This is a genomic window from Micromonospora sp. NPDC049230, from assembly GCF_040647875.1.
Classification (GTDB): Bacteria; Actinomycetota; Actinomycetes; order Mycobacteriales; family Micromonosporaceae; genus Micromonospora.
In genome coordinates, this window is sequence record NZ_JBEZCZ010000031.1 from 89719 (window position 1) to 96051 (window position 6333).

Genomic DNA, 6333 nt, shown 5'->3' on the forward strand with positions numbered 1-6333 from the left:
CTCGCCGCCCCGGTCGGCCCCGGTCAGTCCTTGCGGCGGCGGGGGCGGTAACTGGCCAGGGTGGACGGTAGGCCGCGGCGGATGATGCCGGCCCAGTCGGTGTCGCCACGCAGCACCGCCGCCGCGGTGTTGCGGGCCTGTTCGACGGTGAAGTGCGGCGGCAGCATCAGCTCGGCCGGGTCGACAAGGGCGTTGATGACCACCGGGCGGTCGGCGGCGAGCGCCCGCTCCCAGACGCCGGGCACCTGCTCCGGTGAGTCGACGAACTCACCGTGCAGCCCGAGCACCTCGGCCCACCTGTGGTAGGCGATGTCCGGCAACTGCTGGCTGTCCGGGAACATCGGCGTCCCCTCGCTGGAACGTTGCTCCCAGCTGACGAACGCGAGATCCCGGTTGTTCAGCACCAGCACCACGAATCGTGGGTCGGCCCAACCGCGCCAGTACTTCGCCACGGTGATCAGCTCGTTGACGCCGTTCATCTGCATGGCGCCGTCGCCGATCAGCGCGACGAGCGGTCGGTCCGGGTGGGCGAACTTGGCGCTCAGCGCGTACGGCATGGCACCGCCCATGGACAGCAGGGTGCCGGACAGGCTGGCGAGCATTCCGGGGCGGACCTGGAGGTGGCGGGCGTACCAGGCGGTGGTGGTGCCGCAGTCGACGGCGAGCAGCACGTCGTCGGGCAGCCGTTCGTTGAGGGTGTGGAAGAGCAGTTGTGGGTTGACCGGGTCGGCGGTCTGCTCGGCCAGGTCGCGTTGCACCCGACGCCATGCCGAGGTGGCCTCGGCGATCTCCGCCCGCCAGGCGGTCGGTGCGGGGCCGGGGCCCAGCTCGTTCAGCAACGCCCGCAACGTGGGGCGGGCGTCCCCGGTCAGGTTCACCTCGGTCGGGTACCGCAGCCCGAGCTGCGTGCCGTCCAGGTCGATCTGCACCGCGCGGGCCTGCCCGGGTGGGGGATAGAACTCCGAGTACGGCATGTTGCTGCCCACGATCAGCAGCCTGTCGCAGCCGGTCATCAACTGCCAGCTGGGCCGGGTGCCGAGCAGCCCGATCGCCCCGGTGACCCATGGTTCGCGATGGTCGACGACAGTGAAACCGAGCAGGGCGGTGGCCACCCCGGCGCCGAGCCGATGGGCGATCTCGCGGACCTCCTCCTGCGCGCCCAGCGCACCCTGCCCGACGAGCATGGCCACCCGCTGTCCACCGCCGAGCACCTCGGCGGCCCGACGCACGTCGGCCGCCGGCGGCACGGTGGGGGTGCTGCTCGGCACGTTGCTGGTCTGGTAGTAGCCGTGCGCGTGGGGTGGGTCCGGGATGGCCGGCTCGTCCTGGATGTCCAGGGGAAGGATCAGGGCGGTGACGGTACGCCGGGCCAAGGCGGTGCGGCACGCGCGGTCGACCAGGTGGCGTACCTGCGCCGGGTGGTCGAGCTGGGCGAGGAACGCCGCCGCCACGTCCTTGTAGAGGGCGAGCAGGTCGACCTCCTGGTAGTAGCCGCCGCCCTCGGCGGTGGTCGCCGTGTGCCCGACCAGGGCGACCACCGGCTGGTGGTCGAGCCTGGCGTCGTACAGGCCGTTGAGCAGGTGGATCGCGCCCGGCCCGCTGGTCACCAGCGCGCAGCCCAGCGGCCCGCCGCCGTACTTGACGTGCGCCGACGCGGCGAAGCCCGCGGTCTCCTCGTGGCGTACCTGGATGAACTGGGTGCGCCCGCTTGTGCGTTGCAGCGCGGACGTGAGGCCGTTGATGCCGTCTCCGGGGTAGCCGAAGTAGCGGTGCACGCCCCAGCTGAGCAGTCGCGACACGATGTGGTCCGCGACGGTGGGGTGCCGGGGGAGAGCGCCGACTTCGCCCGCCGCGGTGTGGTCTGCGCTCACCTGGCTGGTCCTTCCCGTCGGGTCTGGTAGTCCACAGTCCTTCCCCTTCTCCTCCGGACAAAACACCCCACGGGTGGGCATCGGTGGGCGAGGTGCGCCGTCCGGCAGAATCGTCGGGTGCCCGTCCACGAGATCACCGACCCCGACGACTACCGCATCGCCGACTACCGCGCGCTCACCGACGTCGAGCTGCGCACCCGCTGGGAGCCGCCGCACGGCCTGTTCATCGCCGAGGGCGAGCTGGTGCTGCGCCGGGCGCTGCGTGCCGGCTACCCGGCCCGGTCGTACCTGGTCGACGCCAAGCGCATCGACCAACTCGCCGACCTGGACACCGGAGACGCGCCGGTGTACGCCGCGACACAGGACGTGCTGCAACGGGCCACCGGTTTCCACGTACACCGGGGGGTGCTGGCGTCGTTCCACCGCCGGCCGCTGCCGACGGCGGCCGAGGTGCTCGCCGCCGCCCGCCGGGTGGTGATCCTGGAGGACATCAACAACCACACCAACCTCGGTGCGATCTTCCGGGGCGCCGCCGCGCTCGGCATCGACGGAGTGCTGCTGTCGCCGACCTGCGCCGACCCGCTCTACCGGCGCAGCGTCCGGGTCAGCATGGGTGAGGTCTTCGCGGTGCCGTACGCGAAGCTCGAGCGCTGGCCCGATGGGCTGGACCAGGTGCGGGAAGCGGGCTTCAGCGTCCTCGCCATGACGTTGGCGCCGGACGCCGTACCCATCCAGCGGTTGACGCCGGCGCGGCGCGAGCGGCCGGCGCTGCTGCTCGGTGCTGAGGGGCCCGGCCTCACCGCGGCGGCCCAGGCCGCCAGCGACGTCCGGGTGGTCGTCCCGATGCGCCGCGGTGTCGATTCGCTCAATGTCGCCGCCGCGGCGGCGGTCGCCTTCTGGGAGTTGAGCCGCGACGACCCGGCGTTCGACGGAGAGTAGACCGCTTCAGCTTGCATGCCCATGCGGCCTGTTGCATAATTTTCCCCGTGTCCAAGGTTCTCACCTCCCTGCCCTCCGGCGAACGTGTCGGCATCGCCTTCTCCGGCGGCCTCGACACCTCGGTCGCTGTCGCGTGGATGCGCGACAAGGGCGCCGTCCCCTGCGCCTACACCGCCGACATCGGCCAGTACGACGAGCCCGACATCGGCTCCGTGCCCGGCCGCGCCCTCAGCTACGGCGCCGAACTCGCCCGAGTCGTCGACTGCCGCGCCGCCCTCGTCGAGGAGGGCCTGGCGGCGTTGACCTGCGGGGCGTTCCACATCCGCTCGGGCGGACGGGCGTACTTCAACACCACTCCGCTCGGCCGGGCGGTCACCGGGACCCTGCTGGTGCGGGCGATGATCTCCGACGACGTCCAGATCTGGGGCGACGGCTCCACCTTCAAGGGCAACGACATCGAGCGGTTCTACCGGTACGGCCTGCTGGCCAACCCGATGCTGCGCATCTACAAGCCGTGGCTCGACACCGACTTCGTCACCGAGCTGGGTGGGCGTAAGGAGATGTCGGAGTGGCTGCTCGAACGCGGGCTGCCCTACCGGGACAGCACCGAGAAGGCGTACTCCACCGACGCCAACATCTGGGGCGCCACGCACGAGGCGAAGACCCTGGAGCACCTCGACACCGGCATCGAGACGGTCAACCCGATCATGGGCGTCCGGTTCTGGGACCCGTCGGTGGAGATCCCGACCGAGGACGTCACCATCGGCTTCGACCAGGGTCGCCCGGTGACGATCAACGGCAAGGAGTTCGGCAGCCCCGTCGACCTGGTGCTGGAGGCCAACGCGATCGGCGGTCGGCACGGCCTCGGCATGTCCGACCAGATCGAGAACCGGATCATCGAGGCCAAGAGCCGGGGCGTCTACGAGGCACCCGGGATGGCGCTGCTGCACGCCGCGTACGAGCGGTTGGTCAACGCCATCCACAACGAGGACACGCTGGCCAACTACCACAACGAGGGCCGCCGACTGGGCCGGCTGATGTACGAGGGCCGCTGGCTGGACCCGCAGGCGCTGATGCTGCGCGAGTCGTTGCAGCGCTGGGTCGGCACGGCGGTCACCGGCGAGGTGACGCTGCGGCTGCGCCGGGGCGAGGACTACTCGATCCTCGACACCACCGGCCCGGCCTTCAGCTACCACCCCGACAAGCTGTCGATGGAACGTACCGAGGACTCGGCGTTCGGCCCGTCGGACCGGATCGGCCAGCTCACCATGCGCAACCTGGACATCGCCGACTCGCGGGCGAAGCTGGAGCAGTACGCCAACCTCGGCATGGTCGGCGGGGCGAGCCCGCAGCGGATGGTCGGCGCCGCGCAGGCGGCCTCCACCGGTCTGATCGGCGCGATGCCGCAGGGCGGCGCGGAGGCGATCGCCTCCCGGGGTGTCTCCTCCGCCGACGACGAGGCGCTCGACCGGGCCGCCATGGAGTTCGGCGTCGACTGAGCGACCCCATGGCCCCTCCGTGACGTCGCCCGGCGAATGTCGAGATCCGGCGTCACGGAGGGTAGCGTGTCGGCCGTGTTCCCTACCGTGCGTGAGGTCCTCGCCCTGGACCCGGTCCGCCACGGCGCACCACGCATGGTCGCCGGGGACGCCGGGCTGGACCGGCCGGTCCGCTGGGTGCACGTCGCCGAGGTGCCGGACATCGCCACCCTGCTCGGTGGCGGCGAGTTGGTGCTCACCACCGGCATCGGCCTACCCGGCGACGACGCCGGGCTCCGCGCGTTCATCGGCGACCTGGCCGACGTCGGAGTCTCCGGGCTCGTCGTCGAGTTGGGCCGCCGCTACGTCAGCGGTGTGCCCCGGGTGATGGCCGCCGCCGCCGAGCGGCGCGGGCTGCCCCTGGTGGAGCTGCGCCGCGCCACCCCGTTCGTGCGGATCACCGAGGCGGTGCACGCGCTGATCGTCGACGCCCAGCTCACCGAGCTGCGCGCCACGGAGGAGATCCACCAGCGGTTCAACGACCTGTCCGTCGAGGGCGGCGACGCCGCCGAGGTGATCCGGCAGGCCGCCGAGCTGTCCGGCTGCCCTGTGGTGTTGGAGAACCTGTCCCGCCAGGTGCTCGGGTACGACCCGGCGGGCGAGAGCGCCGAACTGCTACTCGACGGCTGGGAGCAGCACTCCCGGCAGGTCCGGCCGACCGGGCGCACCGCGTACGACCCGGACAACGGGTGGCTGGTCACCGCCGTGGGCGCGCGCGGGCAGGACTGGGGGCGACTGTTGCTGCGCTGGCCCGCCAGCGGCGACGTGCCCACCGCCCAGCCCAGCGGGCCGACCGCCGGCCCGCCCACCCGGTTGACGATCCTGATCGAGCGGGCCGCGTCCACCCTCGCGTTGGGCCGACTGATCCGCCGCGACGCCGAAGGGTTGGAACGGCAGATCCACCGCACCCTGCTCACCGCACTCCTCGACCACTCCCGCCCGGTGGACGAGGTCGCGCTGCGGGCGAAGGCGCTCGGCGTGCTGCTCGACCGTCGACACCTGGTCGGCGTGATGGTCCGACACCGGGCCGAGGACCCGGCCGGAGAGACTGGCCCGGAGGCCGCTCAGGCCCGGCTGCGGGACCTGTCCGAGGCGGTCGGCCAGGCGCTGCGCGAGGCGAAGCTGACCGCTCTCACCAGCGCGGTCGACGACAATTCGGTGGGCGTGCTGCTGGCCCTGACCGACCCGGCCGCCGAGGACCGCGCGCTGTCCGCGTTCGCCAGCGCTCTTCGTCGGGTACGCCTCGACGCCGGCGCCGGCCGACCCGGGCTCGGTGTCGAACCGGCTCGGGCCACCCCCGGCCCGGACGCGTCCCGCGCGGAGTCCTCCCGCGCGGCTCCCGGTGGCGATCCGTCCCGCCCGGCGGTCGGGGTGGCGGCGGTGCGGGCGGGTGTCGAGAGGGCCCGGGGTGTTGGCCCTGGTGCCGTGATCGTGGCCGCTGGATCGGGGGTGGGCACCCTGCGGGAGGCCCGCCGGTCGCTTGTCGAGGCGCGGCAGATCGCCGAGGCGGCCACCCGGGACCGGCGTGACCTGGCGGTCTTCCGACTGCCGCACGTCGGCCTGGCCGGGCTGCTGCACCTGCTGCGCGACGAGCCCCGGTTGCAGACCTTCGTCGAGCGCGAACTCGGCGCCCTGCTTGAGTACGACGCCCGCCACCCCCGGGAACGGCTGCTCGACACCCTGCGCACGTACCTGGAGCAGGGCCGCAACAAGTCCGCTGGTGCCGCCGCCGCCCACCTGTCCCGACCGGCCTTCTACGAACGCCTGGCCCGCATCGCCCGCATCCTCGACGTGGACCTCGACTCGGTAGAGGCCAGCCTCTCCCTACACGTAGCCCTACTAGCCCTACAAGCAGTCCGAACCCCCTAACCCCACCCCCGCCGACCGCGTTGTCCAATACCGCCAGGTCCAAGACCAGGTTGGGGAAGCTACGGCCGGTGGTTGGATCGCGCTGCACCACGTGTTCCAGCCGTTCGATGACGGCG

General features: G+C 72.2%; 4 protein-coding genes. 3 read left to right on the forward strand and 1 reads right to left on the reverse strand.

Going from position 1 to position 6333, the window contains the following annotated elements; all coding sequences use genetic code 11:
* Positions 1–23: 23 nt before the first annotated feature.
* A complete protein-coding gene (locus tag AB0A95_RS24085; protein WP_357558015.1) occupies positions 24–1871 on the reverse strand; it encodes a thiamine pyrophosphate-requiring protein in 1848 nt (615 codons plus the stop codon).
* 117 nt (positions 1872–1988) lie between these two features.
* Between AB0A95_RS24085 and AB0A95_RS24090 the strand changes: the two genes are divergently transcribed.
* The 3 genes from AB0A95_RS24090 to AB0A95_RS24100 are packed head-to-tail and all read left to right on the forward strand — an operon-like array spanning position 1989 to position 6217.
* On the forward strand, positions 1989–2810 hold the full coding sequence (locus AB0A95_RS24090) for an RNA methyltransferase (RefSeq protein WP_357558016.1): 822 nt from the start codon (positions 1989–1991) through the stop codon (positions 2808–2810).
* 47 nt (positions 2811–2857) lie between these two features.
* A complete protein-coding gene (gene argG / locus AB0A95_RS24095) occupies positions 2858–4309 on the forward strand; it encodes an argininosuccinate synthase (protein WP_357558017.1) in 1452 nt (483 codons plus the stop codon).
* Positions 4310–4345: 36 nt separating this feature from the next.
* The gene (locus tag AB0A95_RS24100) at positions 4346–6217 is read left to right on the forward strand and encodes a PucR family transcriptional regulator ligand-binding domain-containing protein (protein ID WP_357558018.1); all 1872 of its coding nucleotides are present in this window, start codon (positions 4346–4348) and stop codon (positions 6215–6217) included.
* Positions 6218–6333: the final 116 nt, after the last annotated feature.